The sequence below is a fragment of the Mogibacterium neglectum genome, assembly GCF_030644205.1.
Classification (GTDB): Bacteria; Bacillota; Clostridia; order Peptostreptococcales; family Anaerovoracaceae; genus Mogibacterium; species Mogibacterium neglectum.
In genome coordinates this window covers 1,190,309-1,215,061 of record NZ_CP128647.1, presented here as the reverse complement: position 1 = coordinate 1,215,061, position 24,753 = coordinate 1,190,309, and the positions used below count along the sequence as shown (strand labels likewise).

The following is a 24,753-nucleotide window of genomic DNA, read 5'->3' as shown; positions in this document are numbered from 1 at the left end:
ATTGATTAAATTCTAATCTTTGCAATGTAGTGGGCGTTTTCAGGAAGCTTTAGATCCCTGCCTGCATCATCGAAACTCCACATCTTTACACCAGCTCTAGTCGAGTCAAGAACTGCATAGAAATTAAACATTGCAATTCCGTAGTTTAGAAGCTGATCCTCAGCTGTTGTAAGGTCGTCGTCAAGTCCAATTAGCGATACGATATCGTCATCAACGATTACTCTGTATGGCTGACGGTTGAAGAATGATTGTGCAACAGCGATTGAGAGTAGTGCATCCTCAAGCTCAGTGTACAGAAGCTCCATGTTAACAGGCTCTCCATATACCTTGTAAGATAAAAGGTCCTGCATGCTGATCTTTGGTGCAACCTTCTTCTCGTAAGATACCATCGTAACGTTGGATGGGCTCTTGATATCGAGACGAACGTCTTTCTTAGCTTTGTTGCCGTGTCCAAATGCGATAAATACCGCAAGAGTCTTATCAGTATCAACGCCAAGTGCACCCTTAGCTGCTTCAGCATCATTTACAGTTAGCCAGCAAGCATCAAATCCTAGCTGTGTAAGCTTGAGCGTTAGACCCTGTGCGATGAATCCTGCATTTTCTAGATAGTGAGGGGCTTCCTCTGAGTAAAGCGCCAAGTAGTTAGGTGCCTTAACAGTAAAGCCGTTATATCCTACGCTGCTTCCGAGGAAATCCACTACATCGCCCTTGAAGAAATGAAGCTCGGTAGAAATCTCAGGAAGTAGCTTAGGAACTACTTCGTTATAAGCTTTTATTTCCTCAACTGAAGCAGCATCAACTGCTGTATCTGCGAAATCGCGGCACGACTGGCGGCGAGAAACAATCTCATCATAGTATCTTAAATATTCCATAAAGTTCTCCTTTCAAGTCCATACATATGACAATAATATCAATTTTGCAAAATTAGTACAATACGGATAATCAATATATTTCTTAAATGCTATAAAAAAACAATAGCTCTGACAGGGCACACGGGTGCACAGTAACCGCATCGCACGCACTTTTCAATATTTATCTCGGCAAGTCCATTGTCATTCCAAAATATTGCTTGACTCACGCAGCGAGCTTTGCAAGTACCACAGCCTTCACAGTCACTCTGGTCTACCATCATGCGCTTCTTGCTGATATCTGGCGTATATCCCTTATCTAGAGTACCTTCAAAGTATTTGATGGAAGTATCGACTTCTTCGATGCTTCCCATGCCAATCATAACAGCATCTACACCATCCAGTGAAGTTACGTAATCTAGGCATTCTACATAATCCTCGATGATATTTCCTCCGCCGAAAGCCTTCATGGTAAATACACCTATGCCGCACCTTGAACATAGTTTTATCGCTTCCTCCATATCCTCTCGTGTCCCAGGTCCTTCTCCATCCCTGATTCCCATACCAGTCTTATTGATTAGTGGAAATACTATATCACAGGATTCCAAATTCGTCGCTGAGCGGCATGCGTCCACATGATGTGTCGAGATTCCAATCGCCTTAATTAGACCGGAGGCTTTTTTGTCTACAAGTGCCCTCCAAGCCTCGCTGCGCCCGCGCAGATCGGTAACTCCTCTAACTTCATGGAGCAGAAAAATATCTACCTGATCGAGATTGAGCTCTGCAAGACATTCATCGACTGCGGCTGATGCACTTTCATAATCAGTCTCGAGAGTCTTGCTACAGATAACCGGCATCGATAAGTTTTCATCTGATTTAATTGTGTCCAGTGCAGGTCTGAGATATCTGTAAGTGTCATAGTACTGAGCTGTATCGAGGAAATTAATCCCGCTATTCGCCGCATGTACGATGATACGTGCACCTTCGTCTAGTGATAGATTCTTTTGCGAGAAGCCCATCGTGAGCGTTCCCATGCCTACCGCTGAAACCTCTATACCCGATAATCCTAATCTAATTCTCTTCATATCATAATTTTAACACGCAACTGATGTATAATATACATTAAGTTTATGATGAGAGTGTATGTTATGTCGCAAAGGGACGCAAATAACAGGGGAGATAGATGTCGCTAAAAGGGTATGATTTGCATTTTTTGAAAAAAGATATTCCTGCTGGAATCATCGTTGCACTCGTGTCTATTCCGATTTCAATCGGTTATGCACTAGTAGCGGGGCTTCCGCCGATTTACGGATTGTATGGGTCGTTGCTCCCTATACTGGTGTACGGGCTTATAACTAGTTCGCCGAGATTCGTTTTTGGAGTAGATGCTGCTCCAGCTGCACTTGTTGGTGGTATGCTGTATTCAATGGGCATTTCATATCAATCACAAGAGGCAGTGAAGATAATACCTGTAATAACACTTTTCACAGCAGCCTGGATACTGATAGCTCGCATAGTCGGACTTGGTAGATTGGTAAAATTCATTTCTTCTCCGGTAATGGGAGGCTTCATAACGGGAATCTGCTGTACGATTATACTGATGCAGATTCCTAAGTTATTTGGCGGTGATTCAGGGAGAGGAGAACTGCACGAGCTCCTCGAACACATATACAAATCAGCATGTTCTGGGATTCACGTTCCGTCGTTAATTCTAGGGCTCGGTACTATTATCATAATTCTAGGTTCCAAGAAAGTTATTCCAGCGATTCCGATGAGTGCTGTAATGATGTTTGTCGGGGCAGGACTTACTTACTTTATGAACATTGAGAGCTATGGGGTGAAGCTGCTCCCTGAGGTAAAGTCAGGATTACCAGCCATCGTAATCCCGGATATTACTCTGGTTCATGGCAATGTCAGAACGATGATGCTGCAGACACTGATCATAGCGATTGTAATCATCTCTGAGACTCTTCTCGCAACCAATAATTTTGCTCTTAAGTATGATGATAAAATCGATAATAATAGGGAGATTTTCGCCTATGCGATGAGCAATCTCGCCGGAGGATTAGTTGGTTGCTGCCCTGTAAACGGAAGTGTCTCGAGGAGCAACATAGCTGATCAGTTTGGTGTTAAGTCGCAGGTGATGTCGGTATCGGCGGCATTTACGATGATGATAATCCTTATTTTTGGAACGGATTTTATCCACATGCTACCAGTACCAGTTTTAACTGCGATAGTGATTTCTGCGCTCATCAGCAGTACAGAATTCGAACTCGCTGCCAAGCTGCGCAAGGTCGATAGAACCGAGTGGAAGATATTCTATGTGGTGATGTTTACAGTCTTAATTTTTGGAACAATCTATGGCGTTCTTATCGGAATTATTCTTTCATTTGTGACCGTAATCATCAGAGCGTCCAATCCTCCTAGAAGTAGACTTGGATACATACCTGAGAAAGATCAATTTTATCCTATTGACAGAACGACGGGAACTCGTGAGATTAAAGGGGTGCTCATATACAGATTTGGAGGGGCATTATTCTTTGCCAATGCGAATACGATCAAGGATGAGATAGATGATTTAGTAACTGACGATATGAAGGCTGTAATTGTTGATGCCAGTGGTATTACAAGCATTGATGTCACAGCCGTAGAGCGTTTGATGATTTTATATACAAAATACAAAGAGCGCGGCATAAAGCTATTTCTGACAGAGCACTCGGGGGATTTAAATGATCAGCTACGTGCTTTTGGAGCGGAGCAGATGTTCAAAGACTATGCTATAGTCCCACATATCTATCAGGCTCTAAAGTCGGTGGGCATAAATAAGCCATATGAACTAGGTGATTGCGAAGGTGATGTCTGCTATATCTCCATCAATGGTTCGGCTGGAAGCTCGCAGATTGCGGAGTTTGAATGGGCGTATGGTGATCAGGCAGAGGCCAGGATGGAAGATGTTGCGAATTCACTGGCAGATAAGCTTATAAGCCTCGAAAAAGTAGATGATGACATGATTCGCGAGGCTGAACGAAATGCACTGGGCAGCAATTGGAGCGAGATTGACGAAGAGAAGTTCTTAGATTTTCTCGAATTCCAACTTGCTCACCTTCTTGAACTAGGTAAGATAGATCTTGAAAAATTCCAGAGAGTACGTGAGAAGATTCTGTTATATCACGCAAAGCTTGACATGCAAATTAACGATAGAAATTCCGATGAGCTAGATGAGATCATCAGGACTAGAATTGTTCGCGAAGAGCAGTTTAGAAATAGATTCCCTGATGCATATAACTCCTTTTCTGAAGAGAGAGCTAGACATAGAGAAATCTTGAAGAATGATTATCCTGAAATTTGGGAGAGAATCATGAAGATTCGCCGTGAAGGCGAAGACAAGGGTAAACTCCGTGGTAAGGTTCGTGACAAGCATTTATTCCCAGGATTTGATGAAATCGAACACTTAGTTGATGGTGTAAAAGATTATTTTCATAAGAAGAAATAATTGTGGACTGTGAATCATGTTAAGCATAGTGGAGACGATGAACGTAAAGTATCTATTAGACTGCATATTATTAGTAGATTAAAACAGAAAGGTTAATTCATTATGAGGATATATATTCTTAGACATGGGCAGACCGACCTAAATAGTGAGAAGCGTTTTCAAGGACAAATGCAAACAGAACTAAACGAAGTTGGAATTGCTCAGTCAGAGAAAGTTGCGGAACTGCTAAGTGAACGGGATATCAAATTCGACAAAATCTATTGTAGCCCTCTAGAGAGAGCGATTAAAACAGCGGAAATCGTTACTTCGGAGGCTAGAGACAAGTTTATAATAGATGATGATCTTGCAGAAATTGACTTCGGGATAAATGAAGGACGAAAGTATGATGAGCTTCATGGAGATAAGAGCAACATATTCTTGTCACCAGGTAATTACATTCCACCAGAAGGCGGTGAGTCACTAGAGACACTTAAATTCAGGGTTAAGCGATTCCTCGAGAGGGTGCGAGATGAAAACAGCGAAGGCAACATTCTTGCAGTATCTCACGGTACGGCAATTCACATGATGCTTCTCTATATGAGAGGTATGGAATTCAGTGATTTGTGGACAGAGCACGTCGGAAACTGCAATGTGAAAGTTGTCGATGTCGAAGGTTGGGAACTTAAAGTCAGGGATGACCTGCAGATTGAAACTGATAAATATATAAAATAGATAATTTACTATATAAAAGGAGGTAAGGTATGAGAGGCATTATTGATGTTGGTGGCGGAACGCGTGATATATTTGGAGCTGGAGTATTCGACTACTTCCTTGAGTATGGAGTTACTTTTGACAGGTGCTATGGTGTATCAGCTGGCTGCGCTAATATAGCATCATTCCTTGCAGGACAACAACACAGAAATTATGAATTTTATACGGAATATGCTATGCGAAAGGAATATATGAGTCTTGATAATTTCATTAAGACAGGTTCATATGTTGATTTAGATTATGTATATGGTACACTGTCGAACAGTTATGGTGAATATCCACTAAATTTCGAAGTTCTTAAGAGCAATCCATCAGAATTCATAATAATTGCTGCTGAAGCAAATACTGGCAAGACTAAATACTTTACAAAAGCCGATCTAAACTATAATAACTATGCACCTATAAATGCGTCTAGCTGCGTACCGGTTGTAAATAAACCTTATAAGATAGATGGTGTGGAATATTTTGATGGGGGTATAGCAGACCCAATCCCATATAAGAAGGCATTAGATGATGGCTGCGATGAACTCGTAATTATATTGACTAGACCTAAGGCTGGGCACCGCATAGATAATAGCGATAAGAGAATGGCCCAGATACTGGCTAGGCAGTATCCTAAGGCAGCTGAGCTTCTTGAGCATAGAGCCGAAACCTACAATACGCAGCTAGATGCTATAAAAAAGCTCGAGGAAGAAGGAGTCGCAAAAATCATTGCACCTGAGAACATTGGGAAACTCAAGACTCTGACTAGAGATGTAGATATGCTTAAGTCTCTGTATAGAAAAGGTCTTGTTGCGGCAAAGAAAGCTGATATAAAATAGCGTCTATACGACATTTGATTATAGTTAAATCTTGCTGTAATTTGAACACTGGTATAAATACATAACTTGAAAATTTACAGATTATGAAAACAGGCAGGAGCACTCGCTCCTGCCTAATTTCTTTGATGTTGTTCAATGTAATCTCCTGAACTCAATCTTACTGCTCGATGGTGCTCATAAAATTATGAAGTAATTTGAACAGTGCTGCGGTTTCGTCGTCAGTAAGACTTATGCATGAACGAATCTCCTGTGGTACAGCAAGCGCTTCCTCGCGGAGAGCCATACCTTTGTCTGTAATTTTGATGATCAGATTGCGTTCATCCTTTACCGAGCGATTTCTAGTTAAATAACCCTTAGCTTCAAGCTTCTTGAGCAGTGGAGTTAGTGTGCCAGAATCAAGGAATAGTTTATCCCCAAGTTCCTTAACACTCAGCTCACGTGCCTCCCAAAGTACCATCATCGTGATGTATTGTGTATATGTGAGATCCAGCTTGCTCAGAAATGGCTTATACCTGCGAGTTATCTCCTTAGAGCATGCGTACAGCGGAAAGCATAGTTGATTCTCTAGCTTTAGGCTATCGTACTTGTCCATCAGTTTTCCTCCCAGTTGTGTAGATACTGTATGCAATTCTTTATTTAATATCTTGTTGCATGCAATTTAATTTTATTTTAGCCTAACACAATATATGTGTCAACTATTGTTTGTACAAACGTTCAAAAAATCACGCATTATCTTTTGTTGTTATAATATTTCATTGTGTTAAAATATCTAATGGGGGGATTAGAAAAATGACTGAAGTTATGCGACTAGCAAACAAACTCGTTGATGAAGGTCTTTTGGAACATAACGAATATATTGAGCTTCTTTCAAATAGAGATGACGAGGTTCGTGAGTATCTGCGAAGCAAAGCGCAAGAAATAGCAGTTGGTAACTATGGTCGCGATATATTTTTGCGAGGACTCATAGAGTATTCCAATATATGCAAAAATGACTGCTATTATTGCGGTATCAGAAAGAGTAATAACGACGTTGAGAGATACAGGCTTAGTCTTGAAGAAATTCTAAGCTGCTGTGATATAGGCTATCAAATCGGGCTTAGGACGTTCGTGCTACAAGGTGGAGAAGATCCATATTTTACGGATGATATGATGTGTGAGATTATCTCTTCGATTAAATCACACTATCCTGACTGTGCGCTAACTCTTTCGATTGGAGAAAAAGAGCGCGAGAGCTACAAACGATATTTTGAGGCTGGTGCGGATAGATACTTGCTGAGACATGAAACAGCTGATGCTGAACACTACAGACGACTTCATCCAGAATCACAATCTTTAGAGAATCGTATGCGATGTCTTGACGTGTTAAAAGACGTTGGATTTCAGATTGGAGCTGGATTCATGGTTGGTTCGCCAGGACAGACCTATGATACGATGGCTAGCGACTTTGAGTATTTAAAGAAGCTAAAACCTCATATGATAGGAATTGGACCATTTATACACCATAAAGATACACCGTTTAGAAATGAGACTGACGGTACGCTTGAACTCACACTTTATTGTCTTAGCATATTGAGGATAATGTTTCCCAAAGCGTTGCTTCCAGCTACAACAGCGCTAGGGACCATCGATAAAAGGGGGCGCGAGAAGGGGGTACTGGCAGGAGCAAATGTAATAATGCCCAGTCTTTCACCGGATAATGCCAGAAGCAAATACCTTTTGTATGAGGGAAAGGTTGGTGTCAAAGATAAGGCGGCAGAAGGTCGACAATTACTCGATGAGAGATTGGCAGAGATTGGGTATAGGACAGTGACTGCGCGCGGAGACTACAAGGATTGGGATAGGATGTAATTCCAAGTCAACCTTGGTTGATTTATGAATAATGAACTCAGACGTTATCACACGATTATCGACTGATTCACAATATATTGCAGTATGTTTTATTCATTGTGGAGGTGCTTAATGGATAAAGAAACTCGTCCGTATATAGCTTGGGATGTGGTACAGGATTTTATGGTAAAGGCTTTTACAGAACTCGGAGTTCCTGAGGCTGATGCTGAGATCTGTGCGGAAGTCCTGATGGAGAGCGATAGAAGAGGTATCGAGAGTCATGGTGTAAATAGGTTCAAGCCTATTTACGTTGACCGCATCAACAAAGGTATCCTAAATCCTGTTACAGAGGTGGATGTTATCAGAGAATCCCCTACGACGGCAGTACTCGATGCTAACGATGGTATGGGTATGGTCGCGAGCAAGATGGCTATGGACATGGCTATCGAGAAAGCAAAAAAATACGGCACTGCTTGCGTTGCAGTTCGCAACTCCTCGCATTACGGTATTGCTGGGTATTGGACATCCATGGCGACAGATGAAGGAATGATAGGGATTACAGGTACTAATGCAAGGCCATCAATCGCGCCAACATTCGGTGTTGAAAATATGCTCGGTACTAATCCACTGACAATCGGAATTCCTACGGATGAAGGGCATCCATTTTTAATTGATTGTGCGACATCCATCACACAGAGGGGAAAGCTCGAGTTTTATGAGCGTATCGGCAAGGACACTCCGGCAGGAATGGTTATCGGCAGAGACGGTTCAGCGCTTACTGATACATCGTACATTTTGAAAGCACTCAACAATAGGGAAGCTGCACTAGCTCCACTCGGTGGAATTGGTGAGGAGCTTGGCGGATATAAAGGCTACAGTTATGCGACGGCTGTTGAACTACTATCAGCAGCTCTTTCTGGCGGAATGTTCCTTAAGAATTTGACGTGCATAGGTGAAAATGGAGAATTAAGACCTTATCACCTCGGACATTTCTTCATAGTAATCGATCCAGAGGCTATGATTGGTAGAGAGGTGTGTGAGAAGACTGCGGGCGATATACTTAGAGCTCTTAGGACATCTCATAAGGCACCTGGTCATAACAGAATATACACCGCTGGCGAGAAGGAGTGGGATATAAAAGAATTCCGCAAAGACAAAGGCGTTCCGATGGGAGAGGATGTGCAGCGCGAGTTTATCGAGGTGCGTGACTCGCTTGGCATGGATTTCAAATTCCCATTTGAATAGATAAATTACAACTTAATACAAGTTAAGGGAGACTATACATGATTAGATTAGCTATCAATGGATTTGGTCGTATAGGTAGATTAGCATTCAGACGTGTCATGGAGATGGAAGAATTCGAAGTTGTTGCAATCAACGATTTAACATCTCCCGATATGCTGGCATACCTGTTAAAATACGATAGTGTACAGGGAACTTATCTGGGACATATTGTGGAAAATGACGATGAGTCGATCACAGTCGACGGTAAGAAAATCACTATTTACAAGGAAGCAGATGCTAGTAAGCTACCTTGGGGAGAATTAGAAATAGATGTTGTGCTTGAATGCACGGGGTTCTACACATCTAAGGAGAAGTCGAAGGCGCATCTGGATGCAGGTGCTAGAAAAGTTCTAATTTCAGCACCTGCTGGAAATGATCTCAAGACCATCGTATATGGCGTTAACCACGAGACTCTGAATTCTGAAGACAGAATAGTGTCAGGGGCGTCTTGTACGACGAACTGCCTCGCTCCAATGGCAAAGGCACTCGCTGATTACAGAGAGCTGCGTACAGGATTTATGACGACCATACATGCTTATACTGGCAATCAGAAGATACTCGATGCACCGGATAAGGGGTCTAAATTCAGGAGATCGAGAGCAGCGGCAATCAATATTGTTCCTACTACTACAGGTGCGGCGCAAGCGATTGGAAATGTAATTCCAGAGCTTGCAGGAAAGCTCATTGGATCTGCGCAAAGAGTTCCGGTAGCTACTGGATCCATTACTATCCTAGATGCTACTCTCAAGGATGAGACTGATTCGGTGTCAGTAGAGGGAATCAATGCAGCAATGAAAGCTGCGCAGGATGCATCTTTCGGTTACAACGAGGATGAAATAGTATCGACAGACGTTATAGGGATGAGCTACGGCTCAATGTTTGATGCAACTCAGACGCTAGCTCAGAAGTGTGGAACGCACATCTATGAAGTCAGAGTAGTTGCATGGTATGACAATGAGATGAGCTATGTAAGTCAGCTGATTAGAACTCTAAGCTACATGGCAAAGCTATAAAGTTATTTCGAAGTAGGAGGGGATAATTAAAATGGAAGTAAAAGAAGCAAGACAATACGTCGTTGACAAACTAGAGTACGCATTTAAGCCTAACTCAATCGCTGTAATAGGAGCTAGCCGCAATGAGACAAAGGTTGGATTTAAGGTAATCCAGGGGCTGAGAAAGTGCGGATATGAGGGAGAGTTGTATCCTATCAACGTCAAAGCTACTGAAGTTGCAGGAATTCCTGCATATCAGAATATAAAGGATGTTCCTGGTGATGTTGATTTAGCATTCGTATCGCTACCAGCAACTGGTGTTTTCGATGCTCTCAAAGACTGCGTTGAGAAAAAGGTTAAGATAGCTGTAGTTTCATCATCTGGATTCAAGGAAGTTGGAAATGGGGACTTGCAAAATGAGATCACTGAGTTCTGCCGTCAGCATGAGCTTCCGCTAATCGGTCCAAACCTAGTGGGTATCGGAACACCTTACCATGATTTTAACTGTGGATTCATACCATATCTACCTAACAAGGGACCAGTTGCACTCATCTCACAGTCAGGTTCTAACCTTCTAGCTGCATTAGGTTCATCTCAGATTGATCACTTTGGAATCAGCATGTTCGTAGGACTTGGTAACAAGGCGGACGTTGATTTCTGCGAGATGATAAAGTATGCAGACAAAGAGCCTAATACTAAATGCATTGCAGTTTATATCGAAGCTCTTGATAGTCCTGAGGCGTTTAAAAAAGCTTGCCTTGAGTGCGAGAAACCAATTACTGCAATAAAGGTTGGTTCTTCTGAAATAGGTGTTAAGGCTGCATTTGCTCACACTGCCTCTGAGAATAAGGGCCATTCAAATGCTGAGTATGATAAATTATTCGAAGAATCAGGTGTTCTTCGTGAGAAGACATGGCAGGAGTTCTTGGATACTTCTCTCGCTTTAGGTAACTGCCCTCCATTAAGAGGTGACAATGTAGTTATCATTACAAATGGAGGTGGAGCTGGACTTCTAGCGGCTGATCATTTCGAAAGATTGGGCATGCCTCTAAAGGAGCTAAAGGACATCTCCCCAGATCTTAGAGAGAATATCAGAAATTATATGCCTGCATTCGGATCACCACTCAACCCTGTTGATATCAGTGGAACGGCAACTTCTGACATGTATGGTGGTGCACTTAAAACAGCATATAGAGATGAGCATGTTGATGGAATACTTATTTCCGTTTGCCCAACTGCAGTAACCGATGTTGAGGCTATTACTGAGACTGTAATTAATATTCACAGGCAGTATAAGAATCTCGGCAAGCCCTTTATTATGGAGTGCCAGGGTGGAAATGAGTGCCGAGAAGCTATCATGAAGCTCAGAGATAAGGGCATTCCTGCTTTCTCTACACCTGAACAGGCTGTAAATGCTATGGTTGCACTAAGAAGATATAGCCATATCATGAACAAGAAAGAGAAGTTAATCAAGAATATTTAATGACTACATTCAGTCTAATTTAAAAAGTGAGATAATGCGTTGTGTTTGAGTGATGCAGGTATTCCTGCATCACTCTTATAAGGAATGAATATGAACGGAGACAAGCTTTTCAGACTTCTTATGGTTCTGTGCCTTGCGATGGGTATTATGGGAATCACTGTCGGGAAATTTATATTAGGTGGCATTTTCATCGGGCTTGCAGTAGCGATATGGCTGACAACTGGCGGAAAGCACTACAATGATCGCAACCTGTATGACAAAATTGTTGAGGGCTGCGAGGATATCACTATCGAGGATATCTATGAACGTCTAAGTGCAGTTAATACATGTTTAGGGCATCCATGGATGGGTAACAACACATTTACGAGTGAGGATGCTATTATCTTTGGACCAAGTCCATTCAAAGACTATATTACGATTTATAAAGATAAAAAAAGTAATATAGTTGTTAAGAGCGGTACGGAACTCAATCATATCGTGAAAAATGCGGATAATGAAGCTCATTTTATAGATGTTTTGGATACAAAAAGCATGGCGGTAAATCCTAAGTCATACTCGCGTTTTGCCAGCTGGAAGCTCATGAGCACCGTTTTGGTGGATGATTTAACGGAAACCATTAAAAGGATTAAAGCTGGTGATAATTCGGAAATCAAGTTGCTGGATAAATTTAAGTTCTTCTATGCAAATAGTACAGACTGCCTGTATAGGGATGCTGATGATAACGAATATGTATATGTGAGAACAATAAATGAGCCTCTCGATGTGAAAATCTACAACGTACCCGATGGTGATGAAGCAATCGAGGAAGCTGGAGAGGTGCTCGCACAGGTGATTGGTTCTGCAAAGGCTGAAAAGAACGGGTTTAAGTTCTATATGTCTGGTGAAGAATACGGAACTTTATATAGGGACACTGAAAGTGATAGTGATTCATACTTCGTTGAGACGAGTGATGGGCACGTTTATATAAAGGGATTTAGAGCCGTGCGAAAGGCAAATCTTAGCTGCAATTACATCATCACAATAGATGGGACGAGGAAGGCTGTGATTGCAGGAAATGCGAGAATTGCTTTCGAAGAGGATGTGCTCACTGAAAACAGTCTAATCTGCAGTCTAGATGACGATTATCTACTGTTATATATGGCTATACAGGAGCTGATAATGACCAAAAACAAGTGGTTGAAATAGTTTAGCCACCCTTTAATTTGATTTTGATATCGCTAAAATGTATAATCAATTTGTATATTTAGATGGGATATTAGTGCACTTATTAGAAAGTAGTAAGGGTGATTTGATGAAGAGAATTCTTGTGCCAGTTGATGGTTCACCTAGGAGTTTAATAGCGCTTGAGCAACTTAAAACCACGTTTTCGCCGAAGGCTTTCGAGGTTGTGCTCGTTATGGTGCGTGAGAATACAGGATATGCACTCTCTCTCGGTGAGGAAGCAGAGATTAGAGAGGAGCTTGACAAGAAACTCAATTCTATTGCCAAGACAATAGATAAGTACAGTGTTATCACAAGGTCTGCAGTAGGTCGTGCTGGAGCGAGAATTATCGAAGCGGCAAAGGAATTTGGCGTGGAGATGATTGTCATGACGAAATCGACGAAGCCGGGCGCAAGTAGTACTATAGGGCTTACGGCGTCATACATTATGCGACATGCTCAGTGCGATGTGATGGTAGTCAAAGAGACGGAGACAAAAAGAATACAAGAATATAGAGGTGCTATATATAAGAGGGCAAAGGGAACTGTTGCTCTTCGTGGGCAGCTCAGCCTCAAGCAGAGCGAATGCTTAATTCCAAGTGTAAAGGGTGATGTTATATATCACATCGATGTTAAGAGAGGAAGAGTTAGGTTCCTGCACAGGTCGTTTAATGCTGTGACCAAAGAATGGGATTTACCACCAACTAATGGTCAGCAAGAGGTATATGAGATTGAGGCGGGTGTGTCGATTCAGATTCCGGTTAATGCTACTGGGGATGGCAAGATGGCTGATCGAATCAGAATACTAAATCGTAGCATGAAGACTGAAGCCGTGTTCGACTATGAGATTACTGCTGACAAGAGAGCTCTGAACTCATATTCAGTATCTGAATCAAGCGAAACTCAGGATAGAGCGGATGACGATAGAACGGAAGATGAAATCTCTTTTGAGGCAAAAGGAGCCTCTATACCTACTGACGAAGTACTTGCTGAAGAACCGGCAGTTGAAAAAGAGACCGATGCAGAATTATCGAATAATACTAGCAAAGGATTAGAGAAATCAGTAGAAACACCTTGCCCTAAAGATTTAGATAAATCCGTAGAAGCTGAGTATGAAGAGGTAGTTGAATCTGAAGCTGCAGAACCAGAGGGTGATGAATCAGAAGCAGCTGAAACAGCGTCAACTGAGCTAGAAGTAGCTGAACCGGAGGTTGGTGCATCGGAGCAAGCTGAATCAGAAGCAACTGAAATAGAGGGTTCAGATGGAGTGACCGAGACAACCGAATCTGAAGACAGACCATATAATATAGAAGCAGATAGTGAAGACATTGAGGAGGGTGAAAAAAGTACAGAAGCTTTAGACTTGAGTGATCTAGAGAAAGAGCTTGAATCTACACCTAAAGGTTCAAAGGATACGATCGCAGCTATTGAGAAGCTCTGTGCTACAGGGGCCATTGATGCAGTTGAACTCATTAAAGCACTTGATGAACTTGAATCAAAGTCTGGAGAATCTGAGGATTAAGACAGAAAGCTTAATATATAATTTTAGGGGCACTGCATATTGATAAGTGTAATCATGAAATACAAATAATCATGTCAGGATTGACAGTTTTAAACGTATTTGATATTCTATAACGAGTAGTTAGGAGGATAATGTAATGAGCAGAATCAAGACAATTTCAACAAGAAATATGGCAAAGTCAACTCTTTCCGGTGGATGCGGCGAGTGCCAGACATCTTGCCAGTCCGCAAGCAAGACTTCGTGCAGTGTTGCTAATCAGCATTGCGAGCAGGCTAAGAACAAATAGTAACTGAAGGCGCTGCTTACTGCAGCGCTTTTTTATTGTTTGAGCTAAATTCCTAATTATTGAAATGATTTTTATAAGGTATGGTACAAGAGTAAATGATACATCAGTATAAACTAAACGGATATAACATCGTTATGGATGTTAATAGTGGAGCGGTTCACTCTGTGGATGAGGTAGCTTATCATATAATCGCCTTATATGATAAAGGGCTGTCTAGAGATGAAATCGCCTCTGAGATAACAGCTAAGTACAGCGAAGTTACAGATAACGATATCGACGAAACGCTGGCTGATATCGAGAAGTTAAAGTCAGAGAAGCTTCTTTTTTCAGATGACCCATTTGAAGAGATTGCTGGAGATTTAAAAGCTAAGCAGTCTGTACTAAAAGCAATTTGCCTCCACATTGCACATGGATGTAATATGGACTGCAAATATTGCTTTGCAGGTAAAGGCGAGTACAGTGGCAAAGCTGGAATAATGTCCCTCGAAGTTGGTAAAAGGGCGCTAGAGTTCTTAGTAGAGAATTCTGGAAGCCGAAAGAATCTTGAGGTTGATTTTTTTGGAGGCGAGCCTCTTTTGAACTGGGATGTATGCAAAGAGCTCGTTGCGTATGGAAGGGAGCTCGAAAAGACGCATAACAAACACTTTAATTTTACGCTTACCACAAATGGTGTGTTGATAGATGATGATGTAATAGAATTTGCGGACAGAGAATGTAGCAATGTAGTGTTGAGCATGGATGGACGCAGAAGAACTCATGACTTAATGCGTACGAGCAAAGATGGCAAAGGCACATATGACAAGATCATAGAGAAATTTAAGAGCCTGGCTGAGGATAGGGGACAGAAACAGTATTATATGCGCGGAACGTATACTGCGCATAATAAGGATTTTGCTGAAGACGTGTTAGCTATGGCGGATCTAGGGTTTAAGGAGACTAGTATAGAGCCTGTTGTCAGCGATCCCAGCACCGATTACGCTCTTCATGATGAAGATCTCGATATCTTGAAGGAGCAGTATGAAAAACTGGCTATTGAGATGCTAGAGCGAGAGAAGAGAGGCGAGGGATTCAATTTCTATCATTATACAGTAGATTTGACAGGAGGACCTTGCATCTATAAGCGCATTAGCGGATGCGGTGTAGGTACGGAATACCTTGCAGTTACACCATCTGGAGACCTTTACCCATGTCATCAGTTCGTGGGAGATGATGATTATAAGGTTGGAAATGTCTATGATGGAATTCAAAGGCAGGATATAATAGACGGTTTTAAATATAATAATAATCTGTATACCAGGGATAAGTGTCGTGACTGTTTTGCAAAGCTATATTGCTCTGGCGGATGTGCAGCTAATAATCTTCACACTAATGGTGATATCAACAAGGTTTACGACTTTGGGTGTGAGCTTCACAAAAAGAGAATTGAATGTGCGCTCATGCTAAAGGTTGCCGAAGAAGAACTCGGAATCGATAGAATATCAGAATAGGTGACCGATAACCATAATCCATATTGGAAGTGTAATCATCGACATCATCGTGGACATGGTCACGGCTTCTGACATGAGTTTAGTGTCCTTGTGTTCAGCAGCCGCTAAAGCTACGCCGAGCACAGCGCTAGGGTAGGTAAATGATAGAGCTATAGTGAGCTTTAAGATGTTGTTTAGTGGCAAAAACCAAACTGTAATGACTGCAAGCGTTGGTTCCAGGACTAGACACACCAGGCTTGATAAGATAAGATCTTTATCCGTTATAAGTGCTCTGAGATTGCAATCTCCAAGCTGGATACCGATGATAATCATCGATATTGGAATAGTCGTATCACCGATAGTTGATATGGAATCCATAACTGGAGTTGGAATTTTTATACCAGAAAAGAGAGCTAAAAACGAACATATATATACAATTGTCACTACGTTTTTGAAAGGCTTGACAATTGTCTCTCTACTTATAGTTTTACTTTTGCCAGAGCTATCCTTGCTTTCACCTAGACTCAGCTGAATCATACAACCTATAAAAAGATATAGGTTACAGGCGATATTCTGAATTACTGAATAATAAAGCACCACTTGACCAAATACGGAGCGAGCGATGGGGAATCCCATAAAACCTGAATTGCAGGTAACCATAGCTACCGATAAGACATTTTGCTGATCGTTGTTTTTCTTGCTAAATAATCTAGAAATTTTAACCGATATTGCACCGAATACAATGAACATCACTATTGAAAGAACTATTATTATAATTGTGTTTGAAAAAGTATCTGCACGTATAGAAGATTTACCGCAAATTGAGTAAATCAGAAGGCAGGGGGTTGTGATATTCAGAACGAGTGAAATTAAGTGATCTAAGGAGTCAGTTCCTAGAAGGCGAAGCTTATTCGCAGCAAAACCTATAGCTATATATAAAAATATAACAAAAACTTTTGAAGCTATTAATTGCATAGCGCTATTTTCCTTTCTTTTACAAGTAATATAATACCAAAATTTCGTCATTAACAAAATACACTGTGTTTTATTTGTAAACCAAGATAAAATACATAAATAAGCATTTCGTTATGGTATAATTACTATGATTTTTGAGAATAAGTGACCGAGGTTGTCTTAGGTGAATCGGACTTTTATTTTCAAAAAAATGGGTATTGTTAAGGAGATATTGATGGATAAAGTGATTTTGGCGACGCAGAACGAGGGGAAAATTCGTGAGATGCGCGATATATTCTCTAAGTTTGGCATGGATGTGATTTCGCGTGATGAGATGGGCTTGCCAAAGGACGAGATAGAAGAAACTGGCACAACGTTTGAAGAAAATTCTTACATTAAAGCTTCTACAATTGCAAAACAGTGTGAGGGGATAGTGGTTGCAGATGACAGCGGTATCGCTGTTGACTGCATCGGGGGAAAACCGGGTGTATATTCAGCGCGATTTGCTGGTGAAGGATGTACTCCACGTGATAACAACGTAAAACTACTTCAATTAATGGAGGGTATCCCGACCGAAGAAAGAGGGGCTCGCTTTGTGTCGGTGATAACGCTTATATACCCTGATGGAACTAAGCTTATAGCTCGCGGAGAGTGTGAGGGTTCCATTTCCGAGGAGATGCGTGGCGAGAATGGCTTCGGGTATGATCCGATATTTATTCCAAAAGGATATGATCAGACTTTTGGTGAGCTACCTGCAGAGCTCAAGAACAGAATTAGCCATAGAGCTAAGTCGCTTCTGAAGCTAGAGGAACTTATCAATGAACAAAGAGACAGAAAATAATTCAGGCATTAATATTGAGAAGATGAAGAAAAAGAAAGTTCGTCTGAATAAGGACAATTTTATAAAGATCGTCTTTCATATATTCAGGCAATTCGATGACCAGTATTATGCAGGATTTGCTGCACAGGTTGCATATTACTTCTTCATGGCTAGTGTTCCAACACTCATAGTGCTTTCGCAGGTGCTAGGAGTTTTTGACCTATCATTAGATATTATAAAGAATTGGCTCAGTCATAATATTGATTCGCAGCTTAGTAACTTCGTTATGGGGTTATTTTCCGCATCATCTGTGAGGTTGGGCAATTTCATCATGATTTTCTTAGCACTTTGGGCATCATCTGCCTTGGAGTTCTCTCTCTCCAGGTTGACGAGTTATACACTGACCGAAGGTGCTTACAAATTTAATTTCTTTGCAGAGAGACTGAAAGCTGTTCCTACGGCTGCTATTACAATTTTTGCAGTTGCATTTACACTTGTCGTATTCGTATATGGAGAAGAAATATTCTATAAGCTATTTAATGGTGGTATCCTCGCAAGGGCTCTTATCGCATTAAAGCTGCCAATTGTAGCAGTATCGTTTTTCGCCATGATTACGTTAAATTACTACATATTACCACTTGTGAGAGTTCCGATTAGAGCTATACTTCCGGGGGCGGTGTTCTCGTCATTTGGACTTTTGATTGCGACCACGATATATGCGAATTATATCAGTTACTCGGTAAATTACGATATCCTGTACGGTGCATTCGCATCTATCGTAGCTCTTATGCTGTGGTTCTATATTATTTCGTGGATACTTTGTGTCGGGATGATGTTCAACAAGGCATGGGATGAAATCATGGAGCGTAATAGGCTGAGTCATGAAAAGATGATTGAGTATATTGAAAAGAAGTCGATGCTACTCGGCGAAGAAAAATCAAAGCGATACATTATATCGGGTGATGATAATTACAGTGCCGAACTAGAAACAATTGCAGTTAAGTTAAGCCGTAAATTTGTCAAAGGCTACGAAGAAGAGCTTCGTAAAGAAAAGCAGAGAAAGGCGCATCGCAAGCTATAGCTTGTTAGTATTCGTGATATAATTCCTATAAATTGATGGGGCTAAAGTCTCAGGTTAACTTGAGGTAGATGATATGGAAGAATTAAATATTATTGAAACTATTGATAGGAAAAAAATGCTATTTATTCTAAATCCTCGTGCTGGCATTATGCAGGCGAGTAAGAATTTAAGTGATATCCTGCAGATATTTTCAGATGCAGGCTGTTTAACTAGTGTGCTGGTGACGACAAAATCAGGTGACGCAAGAGAATTTGCACATCGATATGCTAATGAGTACGATGTGGTTGCCTGTGCAGGTGGAGATGGTACGTACAACGAGATGATTGATGGCGTTATATCTTCGGGAGCTAAGTGCAAGGTCGGATATATTCCTGCTGGTAGCACTAATGACTTTGGATCCAGCATCGGTTTATCGAAGAATATCATAGAAGCAGCAAAAGCTATTGCAAATGGTGAGACGATTACGCTTGATGTTGGTTCGTTTAATGGGCGCTATTTTTCGTATGTAGCTTCGTTTGGAGCTTTCACAAGCACATCGTACTCAGTGCCACAGAACCTAAAGAATATACTTGGTCACACCGCATACGTGTTACAAGGAATTAAGGATATAGTCAGCATTAAATCCCAATATGTAAAGGTTATCACCGACGAAGGACTTCCGACAGAGCGCGTTATTGAAGAGAACCTAGTGTTTGGTGCAGTATGCAACGCGACATCCGTAGGTGGAGTGCTTAAGCTTGATTCATTTAGAGTAGATATGAACGACGGTCTCATGGAGGTGCTTTTAATCAAGTCACCTAAGAACCTGCTAGATGTGAATTCGATTGCAAGATCACTGCTGGCAAATGATCTAGACACTAAGGATATTGCATTCTATAGTGCAAAGACCATTCGGTTTGAGATGAGCGCTGACGTTCCATGGACTCTCGATGGAGAGTACAAGGAAGGCGAGAGCGATATTAAGATTGAGACAGTTCGTGATGCGGTAAATATTTTGGTTTAGAGATTGATTTCTAGAAGAGGTTCTTAATTTTTGGAACCTCTTTTTTGTGTAATTAGACTTGATAGGTGATAGAATACACAGAGACGGTTGTTAGGCGCACTTAAAGTCAAGAGGAAATGGAAGTAATGGCAGCAGAAGCGGTTGATAAAATAAAGAAGGATATAAATAACGAAAGAACTCGTCGTAGCAACCTTACAAGGGCAGATTTAGAAAAAGCCTATCTTGAGTTGGAAAATAATAATTTTGATTCCGGCATGAGGATAAAATTCGCAGCCGAATTAGCAGAAAGTAATGAAATTACATATCACTATGAACTTATTATCAAAGATTGGGAACAGAATTTAAATCTATATCTTGAAAATGGTTTTTATAAACATGACAGAGAAGGAATAGTACTTTTATTTGGGAAACTGAATGAAAATATAGATGAAAAAGTAAAAGTGCACACAGCTTATCTATTAGCAAAAGTATTATCGCAATTAAAGCATAGAGAATTTTATCTACCGTTTTGTAATAAAGCCTGTGATATTCTTGTTTCACTTTTAGATATAAATGATGATAATCTTCGTTGTAAAGTCATCATTGCCATTGGTTGGATAGGAGCATCGAATGAAATTGAATTGCTTATGCATCAGTTGCTCTGTGATGAAGAAGCGATTTGCCGAGCATGGTCTGCATCTAGCCTTATGCAGATGATGTTTAATCGTGTTAAAATAGAAGAATTACAGGAAAGAACTAAATTATCATTTTTCGAAGGAATTTCTAGTGAAATGGATTTATATGCCTCTGGAATTATGATAGAAGCGGCGCAAACCATATTTGGAAAAAGATGGATATCTTCATCCGCTGTAGAAAGTGAAGAATCTACAGCAATCGAGAAAGCGAGAAAATCAGCTGTGCGTTTTTTACGGAAGTAATCAAAATTACTAATCTGATTAAGAATTTGAAACTGCTGGCAGATGCGTTACGCATCTGCCAGCAGTTTGTGTTATTAAGTAAGTTCGCTAGATTACAGGCCACATTTCATATTCATAGCGAATTGACAGCCTGAGCACTGTATTTCTTACAGCTCGCGAACTCTGAGGATTCCTTCTCCAGATAACTCGCCGGATGCATCTGCGGGTACGAGGGCAATTGCAGCACCGTACTCTGAACGGCTCTTGCCAACGCATACGTCATCAACACTTCCGTAAGCAGCCTTTACAGCAGCTTCAACATCGAGTTCACCCTTGAATAGAATGCTAATCTTCTTAAATCCTTCCTTAGCTGGAAGTTCAACAGCAGGGAAGTTAACAGAGTTTCTGATAGTACCCTTCTCTAGGTAATCCATGAGTTCATCAACAGCCATAGCCGCACAGTTCTCCTCAGCCTCTGCTGTGGAAGCTCCGAGGTGTGGAGTAGCGATTACGCCAGCCTTGCCGATTAAATCTTCGCTTGGAAGGTCTGTCAGATACTTTCTGAGCTTGCCAGATTCTAGTCCTGCTAGGATATCCTCGTTCACAACTAAATCAGGTCTAGCGAAGTTAAGGATGATTGCACCTTCCTTCATGTTATCGATAAGTGCCTTATTGATCATGCCCTTAGTCTCAGGAAGCGATGGAACGTGGATAGTTATATAGTCACACACCTTAACCATCTCAGCGATATCATCATACATCTCGCATGGAGCAGTGAGTATAGGGTGGATTACTACGGAGTTTCCAACGATGTTCATTCCTAGAGCGTGAGCAGCGTTTGCAACCTTTGCTCCGATAGCACCTAGTCCGATAACTCCGAGAGTCTTGCCAGAAATCTCAGTTCCAGCAAACTGCTTCTTGCCCTTTTCTACCTGTCCAGCAACATCGCCTTCGAGAGTATTAGTCCAAGCAACTCCCTCACAGATGTTTCTGGCGCCTACGATCATTGCTGAGATTACAAGTTCCTTTACGGCATTGGAGTTTGCTCCAGGTGCATTGAACACTACGATTCCCTCATCAGCACACCTGCCTAGAGGAATGTTGTTAACTCCAGCACCAGCTCTGCCGATAGCTAGTAGATTGTCAGAAAAATCCATATCGTGCATCTTGAAGCTACGAACCACAACTCCGTGTGCTGTGTCTATATCTTCTGTCAACTCATACTTTTCTGTAAGTCTGCCAAGACCTACCTGTGAAATGTTGTTGAGTGTACCGATATTAAACTTATCCATTCTTAAGTACCTCCTATTGCCTCCCAAATTAGGGGGCGTGGTCAAAGTGTTGAAAATATAATTCATTGAACAGCCCATTAATCACGTGCTAGGCGGCTTATACACTGCCATAAGTGTTGAAAAATGCACTATTTACGATATTAAGTATAGCATTATTATTCTTTACATTCAATGTTGAAAGTGCTACAATTTTCGTGTAAGTTTGAAACAAATTTGGAGGTATTTAAATGGCTACAAATGAACGTGTATTTAATTTCTCTGCAGGTCCCTCAACTCTACCCGTAGAGGTACTAGAGAAAGCTGCAGCAGAGATGCTCAACTACGATGGCACAGGTGAGTCTGTAATGGAGATGAGCCACAGATCAGCAGAGTACAAGCAGATTATTGAGGATGCTGAGAAGAATCTAAGAACTCTGATGAACATTCCTGATGATTATTATGTTCTATTCCTTCAGGGGGGTGGAACTCTTCAGTTCTCCATGGTTCCAATTAACCTATTAACTGGCAGCAAGAAGGCTGATTACCTCATCACAGGTAACTGGGCTAAGAAGGCTTATGAAGAGGCAACTAAGTTCGGTGATGTTAAGATTCTTGCAAGCTCTGAGGAAGATAATTATTCATACATTCCTAAGTTTAAGCCAGAGGATATCAGACCTGATGTAGACTACGTTCACATATGCTACAACAACACAATCTTCGGGACACATTGCAACGAAGTTCCTGATGTAGGTGATCACCTATTAGTTGCAGATATGTCATCCTGCATTCTTTCAGAGGAAGTTGATGTTACTAAGTTCGGTTTGATCTATGCTGGTGCGCAGAAGAACGTTGCACCTGCTGGTGTTACAATCGTAATCGTTAGAAAAGATCTTGTTGGAAAAGCACCTGCTAACACTCCAATTTACCTAGATTATGCAACTCACGCTAAGAAGGGATCGATGTACAATACACCTCCATGCTACCCAATTTACATTGCTGGTGAAGTGTTCAAGTATCTTCTAAAAAATGGTGGTGTAAAGGCTACTCACGAGAGGGATGTTGAGAAGGCTAACCTTCTATATGGCTACCTTGATAAGAGCGAGATGTTCAAGCCTTCAGTTGCTAAGGAAGACAGATCGTTAATGAACATTACTTTTGTAACTGGAGATCCAGAGCTCGATAAGAAATTTATCGCTGGAGCTAAGGAACAGGGTATGATTAACCTTGCTGGTTATAGAACTGTTGGCGGAATGAGAGCAAGCACATACAATGCAATGCCTTTGGAAGGTGTTAAGGCTCTCGTCGCTTATATGGAAAAGTTTGAGAATGAGAACAAATAACAAGATTATTGATTCAAAAAATATTAATAAAAGTCTTGTGAGAATTTTGGTGGCCGTCATGGTGATACTTCTGGTGTCATCGTTGATGGTCACCATCAATATTAGTGCAAGCTTTGCCGCTTCGAAGAAAAAGGCAAAAGCTAAGACGAGCACCCCTTCAGCCCCGGAGATTGAGGCGGAATCGGCGGTCGTCCTTTCAGCGTCCACGAGTGAGGTAGTTTATTCATCTCGCAAGGATAGAAAGCTCCAACCTGGGAGCACAGTGCAGCTCATGGTAGCGATGGTTGTCATTGACAACATGCATGATGATAAAGAATATAAGAACAATGTTCAGATTTCAGATGATGTATATAGTGCGGGTACCACGTTTCCCTCAGGGACAAACGTCAAGGTTGAAGATCTTATGTACACTATGCTGATGTCAGGAGATGCAGAGTCAGCCAAAGCTTTGGCGATTTATTCAGCAGGTTCGGAGGCTAACTTCGTCGATCAGATGAATTCAAAGGCTCAGCAGCTAGGACTTGTCAATACTAGATATACAAATACGACTGGAGAGTATGATACTGATCAGTACTCAACAGTTGAAGATACAGCAAAAATTGCCAAAGCCGCATACCAGTACGGTGCTATCAAGAGAATGTCTGGAGAAAGCAACCATACGGTCAAGGGAACAACTGGTAACGGCGATAAAAAAATAACCAATACGCATCCATTTATGACAGGAAACGATTCATACAAAGGCTTTAATGGCGGTATTTGCTCAAAACTGACTGAACCTGAAGGTAAAGAGGTATTCTTAGCATACGTAACTCATAACGATATGAGCCTTGTAGTTGTGCTATTTAATGAAGCGGAAGGTAAGTCATCAGAGGATGCGACCAAACTGTTCAATTATGGGTTTAAAAAAGCTACACAAAAGGTCATTATTAAGAAGTGTGTTAAGGTTGGAAGAGTCAAGGTTAAGCATGGAGCAAAAACCAGACTCAAGGTTTATACATCTGGAAAGGGATATGTTTATATTCCACCTGAAGGTAGCGATTCGCTCGTAAAAACGGAAGCAGTTATTTTTAATAACGTAGAAGCTCCGTTAAAAGCAGGAGATAAGGTTGGAGAATATCGTATCTATGTAGCAAACGAGCTCACTGGAACGGTAGACCTTGTGGTCAAGGAAGATGATAAAGTGGGCTGGCTGCCATCTTATATCTATATTTCCAACATGATGACGGTGACGATATGCGTGATTTTGCTTGTAATCATACTGCTTTTCGTGCGTGCCAGAAACATCAGAAGACGTAGGAAGAAATTGAAGGCGCGTAAGCACAAGGAGAAAATTCGTGAGATTGCGAGGCAGCGGCTCGAAATAGAAGAGGATAGAAGAAGGCGTAATTGGACTTACAAATGATAAAAGAGATACGG

General features: G+C 41.3%; 22 protein-coding genes. 17 read left to right on the top strand and 5 right to left on the bottom strand.

Annotated elements, in window-relative coordinates; genetic code table 11:
• Positions 1-5: 5 nt before the first annotated feature.
• Entirely contained in the window at positions 6-872 is an 867-nt protein-coding gene (locus QU661_RS05705) for a nitroreductase family protein (RefSeq protein WP_304989297.1), read from the bottom strand.
• A gap of 89 nt (positions 873-961) precedes the next feature.
• Positions 962-1,933, bottom strand: a complete 972-nt coding sequence (locus QU661_RS05700) for an aldo/keto reductase (protein WP_304989296.1) — start codon at positions 1,931-1,933, stop codon at positions 962-964.
• Between the two features lie 98 nt (positions 1,934-2,031).
• On the opposite strand from QU661_RS05700, the gene QU661_RS05695 reads away from it, so the two are divergent.
• The 3 genes from QU661_RS05695 to QU661_RS05685 all read left to right on the top strand — a co-directional run bounded on the left by QU661_RS05695 (position 2,032) and on the right by QU661_RS05685 (position 5,912).
• Positions 2,032-4,341, top strand: a complete 2,310-nt coding sequence (locus QU661_RS05695; protein WP_304989295.1) for a SulP family inorganic anion transporter — start codon at positions 2,032-2,034, stop codon at positions 4,339-4,341.
• Between the two features lie 102 nt (positions 4,342-4,443).
• Positions 4,444-5,052, top strand: a complete 609-nt coding sequence (locus tag QU661_RS05690) for a histidine phosphatase family protein (RefSeq protein WP_304989294.1) — start codon at positions 4,444-4,446, stop codon at positions 5,050-5,052.
• 29 nt (positions 5,053-5,081) lie between these two features.
• Positions 5,082-5,912 (top strand): patatin-like phospholipase family protein, encoded by an 831-nt coding sequence (locus tag QU661_RS05685; protein ID WP_304989293.1) that lies wholly within the window; start codon positions 5,082-5,084, stop codon positions 5,910-5,912.
• Between the two features lie 157 nt (positions 5,913-6,069).
• On the opposite strand, the gene QU661_RS05680 is transcribed toward QU661_RS05685, so the two are convergent.
• Positions 6,070-6,504: a MarR family winged helix-turn-helix transcriptional regulator gene (locus QU661_RS05680; protein ID WP_330692427.1), complete on the bottom strand. Its 435-nt coding sequence runs from the start codon at positions 6,502-6,504 to the stop codon at positions 6,070-6,072.
• A 197-nt stretch (positions 6,505-6,701) separates the two neighbouring features.
• Here QU661_RS05680 and hydE point away from each other — a divergent pair, with 197 nt between their 5' ends.
• The 8 genes from hydE (at position 6,702) to scfB (ending at position 15,993) form a co-directional block, all read left to right on the top strand.
• Entirely contained in the window at positions 6,702-7,760 is a 1,059-nt protein-coding gene (gene hydE / locus QU661_RS05675) for a [FeFe] hydrogenase H-cluster radical SAM maturase HydE (protein WP_304989292.1), read from the top strand.
• A 111-nt stretch (positions 7,761-7,871) separates the two neighbouring features.
• Positions 7,872-8,984 carry an Ldh family oxidoreductase gene (locus tag QU661_RS05670; RefSeq protein ID WP_304989291.1) on the top strand — a complete coding sequence of 371 codons (1,113 nt, stop codon included), beginning with the start codon at positions 7,872-7,874 and terminating at the stop codon, positions 8,982-8,984.
• A gap of 38 nt (positions 8,985-9,022) precedes the next feature.
• Positions 9,023-10,036 carry a type I glyceraldehyde-3-phosphate dehydrogenase gene (gene gap, locus QU661_RS05665; RefSeq protein ID WP_304989290.1) on the top strand — a complete coding sequence of 338 codons (1,014 nt, stop codon included), beginning with the start codon at positions 9,023-9,025 and terminating at the stop codon, positions 10,034-10,036.
• A gap of 31 nt (positions 10,037-10,067) precedes the next feature.
• On the top strand, positions 10,068-11,498 hold the full coding sequence (locus tag QU661_RS05660) for an acetate--CoA ligase family protein (RefSeq protein WP_304989289.1): 1,431 nt from the start codon (positions 10,068-10,070) through the stop codon (positions 11,496-11,498).
• A 90-nt stretch (positions 11,499-11,588) separates the two neighbouring features.
• Complete coding sequence (locus QU661_RS05655; RefSeq protein WP_304989288.1) at positions 11,589-12,683, top strand: hypothetical protein; 1,095 nt, start codon at positions 11,589-11,591, stop codon at positions 12,681-12,683.
• Positions 12,684-12,789: 106 nt separating this feature from the next.
• A complete protein-coding gene (locus tag QU661_RS05650) occupies positions 12,790-14,220 on the top strand; it encodes a universal stress protein (protein ID WP_304989287.1) in 1,431 nt (476 codons plus the stop codon).
• Between the two features lie 169 nt (positions 14,221-14,389).
• On the top strand, positions 14,390-14,506 hold the full coding sequence (gene scfA / locus QU661_RS05645) for a six-cysteine ranthipeptide SCIFF (RefSeq protein WP_465223536.1): 117 nt from the start codon (positions 14,390-14,392) through the stop codon (positions 14,504-14,506).
• Positions 14,507-14,601: 95 nt separating this feature from the next.
• Entirely contained in the window at positions 14,602-15,993 is a 1,392-nt protein-coding gene (gene scfB / locus QU661_RS05640) for a thioether cross-link-forming SCIFF peptide maturase (RefSeq protein WP_304989286.1), read from the top strand.
• Here scfB and QU661_RS05635 read toward each other — a convergent pair.
• Positions 15,985-16,947 carry an AEC family transporter gene (locus QU661_RS05635; RefSeq protein ID WP_304989285.1) on the bottom strand — a complete coding sequence of 321 codons (963 nt, stop codon included), beginning with the start codon at positions 16,945-16,947 and terminating at the stop codon, positions 15,985-15,987. The two genes, scfB and QU661_RS05635, sit on opposite strands and share 9 nt — an antisense overlap.
• Before the next feature lie 214 nt (positions 16,948-17,161).
• Between QU661_RS05635 and QU661_RS05630 the strand changes: the two genes are divergently transcribed.
• The 4 genes from QU661_RS05630 (at position 17,162) to QU661_RS05615 (ending at position 20,747) form a co-directional block, all read left to right on the top strand.
• Positions 17,162-17,767, top strand: a complete 606-nt coding sequence (locus tag QU661_RS05630) for an XTP/dITP diphosphatase (protein ID WP_304989284.1) — start codon at positions 17,162-17,164, stop codon at positions 17,765-17,767.
• Positions 17,745-18,827, top strand: coding sequence for a YihY/virulence factor BrkB family protein (locus QU661_RS05625; protein ID WP_304989283.1), 1,083 nt, complete (start codon positions 17,745-17,747; stop codon positions 18,825-18,827). The genes QU661_RS05630 and QU661_RS05625 overlap by 23 nt, the downstream gene beginning before the upstream one ends.
• A gap of 73 nt (positions 18,828-18,900) precedes the next feature.
• Entirely contained in the window at positions 18,901-19,830 is a 930-nt protein-coding gene (locus QU661_RS05620) for a diacylglycerol/lipid kinase family protein (protein WP_304989282.1), read from the top strand.
• Between the two features lie 125 nt (positions 19,831-19,955).
• Entirely contained in the window at positions 19,956-20,747 is a 792-nt protein-coding gene (locus QU661_RS05615; RefSeq protein ID WP_304989281.1) for a HEAT repeat domain-containing protein, read from the top strand.
• Positions 20,748-20,893: 146 nt separating this feature from the next.
• Here the strand turns inward: QU661_RS05615 and QU661_RS05610 are convergent, their stop codons facing one another.
• The gene (locus QU661_RS05610; protein ID WP_304989280.1) at positions 20,894-22,018 is read right to left on the bottom strand and encodes a 3-phosphoglycerate dehydrogenase; all 1,125 of its coding nucleotides are present in this window, start codon (positions 22,016-22,018) and stop codon (positions 20,894-20,896) included.
• Positions 22,019-22,245: 227 nt separating this feature from the next.
• Here QU661_RS05610 and serC point away from each other — a divergent pair, with 227 nt between their 5' ends.
• Together serC and QU661_RS05600 are read left to right on the top strand one after the other, a co-directional pair.
• Positions 22,246-23,337 carry a 3-phosphoserine/phosphohydroxythreonine transaminase gene (gene serC / locus QU661_RS05605; protein WP_304989279.1) on the top strand — a complete coding sequence of 364 codons (1,092 nt, stop codon included), beginning with the start codon at positions 22,246-22,248 and terminating at the stop codon, positions 23,335-23,337.
• Between the two features lie 58 nt (positions 23,338-23,395).
• Entirely contained in the window at positions 23,396-24,739 is a 1,344-nt protein-coding gene (locus tag QU661_RS05600; RefSeq protein WP_304989278.1) for a D-alanyl-D-alanine carboxypeptidase family protein, read from the top strand.
• Positions 24,740-24,753: the final 14 nt, after the last annotated feature.

Coding starts and splice junctions, on each gene's coding strand:
- hydE (WP_304989292.1), top strand. CDS start 6,702: ATGACTGAAGTTATGCGACTAGCAAACAAACTCGTTGATGAAGGTCTT.
- QU661_RS05695 (WP_304989295.1), top strand. CDS start 2,032: ATGTCGCTAAAAGGGTATGATTTGCATTTTTTGAAAAAAGATATTCCT.
- QU661_RS05630 (WP_304989284.1), top strand. CDS start 17,162: ATGGATAAAGTGATTTTGGCGACGCAGAACGAGGGGAAAATTCGTGAG.
- QU661_RS05635 (WP_304989285.1), bottom strand. CDS start 16,947: ATGCAATTAATAGCTTCAAAAGTTTTTGTTATATTTTTATATATAGCT.
- QU661_RS05705 (WP_304989297.1), bottom strand. CDS start 872: ATGGAATATTTAAGATACTATGATGAGATTGTTTCTCGCCGCCAGTCG.
- QU661_RS05655 (WP_304989288.1), top strand. CDS start 11,589: ATGAACGGAGACAAGCTTTTCAGACTTCTTATGGTTCTGTGCCTTGCG.
- scfA (WP_465223536.1), top strand. CDS start 14,390: ATGGCAAAGTCAACTCTTTCCGGTGGATGCGGCGAGTGCCAGACATCT.
- scfB (WP_304989286.1), top strand. CDS start 14,602: ATGATACATCAGTATAAACTAAACGGATATAACATCGTTATGGATGTT.
- QU661_RS05625 (WP_304989283.1), top strand. CDS start 17,745: ATGAACAAAGAGACAGAAAATAATTCAGGCATTAATATTGAGAAGATG.
- QU661_RS05690 (WP_304989294.1), top strand. CDS start 4,444: ATGAGGATATATATTCTTAGACATGGGCAGACCGACCTAAATAGTGAG.
- QU661_RS05680 (WP_330692427.1), bottom strand. CDS start 6,504: ATGGACAAGTACGATAGCCTAAAGCTAGAGAATCAACTATGCTTTCCG.
- QU661_RS05700 (WP_304989296.1), bottom strand. CDS start 1,933: ATGAAGAGAATTAGATTAGGATTATCGGGTATAGAGGTTTCAGCGGTA.
- QU661_RS05650 (WP_304989287.1), top strand. CDS start 12,790: ATGAAGAGAATTCTTGTGCCAGTTGATGGTTCACCTAGGAGTTTAATA.
- serC (WP_304989279.1), top strand. CDS start 22,246: ATGGCTACAAATGAACGTGTATTTAATTTCTCTGCAGGTCCCTCAACT.
- QU661_RS05660 (WP_304989289.1), top strand. CDS start 10,068: ATGGAAGTAAAAGAAGCAAGACAATACGTCGTTGACAAACTAGAGTAC.
- QU661_RS05610 (WP_304989280.1), bottom strand. CDS start 22,018: ATGGATAAGTTTAATATCGGTACACTCAACAACATTTCACAGGTAGGT.
- QU661_RS05600 (WP_304989278.1), top strand. CDS start 23,396: ATGGTGATACTTCTGGTGTCATCGTTGATGGTCACCATCAATATTAGT.
- QU661_RS05685 (WP_304989293.1), top strand. CDS start 5,082: ATGAGAGGCATTATTGATGTTGGTGGCGGAACGCGTGATATATTTGGA.
- QU661_RS05620 (WP_304989282.1), top strand. CDS start 18,901: ATGGAAGAATTAAATATTATTGAAACTATTGATAGGAAAAAAATGCTA.
- QU661_RS05670 (WP_304989291.1), top strand. CDS start 7,872: ATGGATAAAGAAACTCGTCCGTATATAGCTTGGGATGTGGTACAGGAT.
- QU661_RS05615 (WP_304989281.1), top strand. CDS start 19,956: ATGGCAGCAGAAGCGGTTGATAAAATAAAGAAGGATATAAATAACGAA.
- gap (WP_304989290.1), top strand. CDS start 9,023: ATGATTAGATTAGCTATCAATGGATTTGGTCGTATAGGTAGATTAGCA.